Source organism: Desulfovibrio sp. 1214_IL3152 (assembly GCF_036763055.1).
Lineage (GTDB): Bacteria > Desulfobacterota > Desulfovibrionia > Desulfovibrionales > Desulfovibrionaceae > Desulfovibrio.
In genome coordinates, this window is the sequence record NZ_JBAIYW010000605.1 from 1 (window position 1) to 1,000 (window position 1,000).

Here is a 1,000-nt window from a genome sequence, read left to right on the forward strand (position 1 = left end):
TCCCGCGCCAGAGCGGCGTAGCGCGCCACGCGCACCCGCTCAAGGCCCGTGAGATTGCGAAAGCGGCCTTCAAGAATGGCTGTGAGCCGCGTTCCCGCCACAAGGGCCACATCTTCGTCCGTAGGCAGCGCCATCGGGATAAGACCTATCTTGTAATGCTTTGCAATGCGGTCAAGTTCCATGCGCTGCATGACGTCCACCAGCGAAATGACCGTACCGGCGGCTCCGGCCCGGCCTGTGCGCCCGGCCCGGTGGATGTAGCTTTCGTGATCTTCCGGCGGCTCGTATAAAAACACGTGGGAAAGCTCGGGGATATCAATACCGCGCGCGGCCACGTCCGTGGCGACCAGATACTGAAGCTTGCCCTGCCGGATTTTTTCAAGCACGGCCTCACGCCGCGACTGCGAAAGATCTGCGGAAAGCTCGTCGGCATTATAGCCAAAACCCTGAAGCACGCCGGTCACATAGTGGACATTGGACTTGGTATTGCAAAAAATGATGGCCGACGCCGGGTTTTCCGTCTCAAGCAGACGCACCAGGGCGCGGTCTTTATCCATCGGCTTCACTTCGCAGAAGAGATGCTGCACTTCGGCCACATGCACTTCCTTTTGCGAAAGCGAAAGCATGGCCGGCTCGGCCATGAATTCCCCGGAAAGCTTGAGCACATGAGGGGGATAGGTGGCCGAGAACAGGCAGGTATGGATGCGCCGCCTGGGCAGGTAGCGCTGTATTTCCTTCATGTCGGGGTAGAAGCCGATGGAAAGCATGCGGTCGGCCTCGTCAAAGACCAACTCGCGCAGGTCGCCGAGGTCCAGGGTACGGCGCAGCAGGTGGTCAAGCACACGGCCTGGCGTGCCGACAATAAGCTGCGCGCCGTTGCGCAGGGCGTCCATCTGCTTTTTGTAGCCCACGCCGCCGTAAACGGCCACGGTCACAATGCCCGTCCCCTCAAACAGCACGGCAGCCTCGCGCTCCACCTGCACGGCCAGTTCCCGCGTGG

1 protein-coding gene is annotated in these 1,000 nt (G+C 61.0%); it reads right to left on the bottom strand.

What is annotated here, in order from left to right; all coding sequences use genetic code 11:
* On the bottom strand, positions 1 to 1,000 hold a 1,000-nt coding region (locus V6C07_RS12725), incomplete at both ends, for a DEAD/DEAH box helicase (protein ID WP_333536845.1).